This window comes from Mesorhizobium sp. B1-1-5 (genome assembly GCF_006443065.1).
In the GTDB taxonomy this organism is placed as follows: Bacteria; Pseudomonadota; Alphaproteobacteria; order Rhizobiales; family Rhizobiaceae; genus Mesorhizobium.
Map to the genome: position 1 here is coordinate 1 of NZ_VFWS01000660.1, position 1,041 is coordinate 1,041.

The 1,041-nt window shown below is 66.2% G+C and carries 2 protein-coding genes; one reads left to right on the forward strand and one right to left on the reverse strand.

Annotated elements, in window-relative coordinates; translation table 11 throughout:
• Positions 1–556: helix-turn-helix transcriptional regulator (locus tag FJ980_RS34160; RefSeq protein WP_246676702.1), on the reverse strand; the 556-nt coding region annotated here is incomplete at its 3' end.
• A gap of 90 nt (positions 557–646) precedes the next feature.
• Here FJ980_RS34160 and FJ980_RS34165 point away from each other — a divergent pair.
• Positions 647–1,041 (forward strand): NAD-dependent epimerase/dehydratase family protein (locus FJ980_RS34165; RefSeq protein ID WP_140547731.1); only part of this gene is annotated, 395 nt, incomplete at its 3' end.

Genomic DNA, 1,041 nt, shown 5'->3' on the forward strand with positions numbered 1-1,041 from the left:
CCGCGTCGGCGCGGAAGGCGCCCACCACGAAACGGGCGAGGTTATCCCAGTCGTGCTGCTTTTCGCGGATGGCCGGGCTGCGGAACATGAAGCGCAAAATGTTGCGCTGGTCTGCGGGCAGGGCGCTGTAATCGGTCAGCACGACCTGGGCGGCGCGGTTCCAGGCAACGACATCCCAGGTAGCGGTCCTGACCAAGGCGGGGCTCGATTCAAGCGTGTCGAGGAGGCGCTGCAGCCGGGGGCTGCTGCCTTCCGCGCCGATATAGCGGACCTCGGGCGGGCGTCCGAGCCCGAGCATGAAAAGGTGCTCGCGCTCGGCCTCGGTCAGCATCAGCCCCTTGGCGATGCGGTTCAGCACATCGGCCGAAGGCGCGCCGCCACGACCCTGCTCCAGCCATGTGTACCAGGTCGGGCTGATGTTGGCGCGCTGGGCCACTTCCTCCCGGCGCAGCCCCGGCGTGCGCCGGCGCCCTGAAAATCCGAACGAGGCCGGATCGAGCCGGGTGCGCCGGTCTCTCAGAAACGCCGCGAGCGAACCGGCGGAATTGGCGGGCATCCTGTTAGCCATTATACCACGACAAGATCACTACTTTAATGGAATAATAGACCGGCGATACTGCGCAGGCAATCGTGCAGGAGAATTCGCATGCGTATCTTTTTGACCGGCGCGACCGGTTTCATCGGCTCGGCGCTCGTTGCCGAGCTCATCAAGGCGGGCCATCAGGTGGTCGGCGTCACTCGCTCCGAAGCGGGGGCCGAAGCGCTGACGGCGGCGGGCGCCGAAGTGCATCGGGGAACGCTCGAGGATCCCGAGGGCCTGCGCGACGGCGCGGCAAAGGCGGAAGCGGTGATCCACACGGCGTTCGACCATGATTTTTCGCGGTTTGCCGAGAATTGCGAGAAGGATAGCCGTGTCATCGCGGCACTCGGCCAGGCATTGGCCGGATCCGACCGGCCGCTGGTGATCACTTCCGGCGTCGGCGTGGGCAGCCCCGGACATGGCGAGCTTGCCAGCGAGGACGTCTTCAACGCCAGCCATCC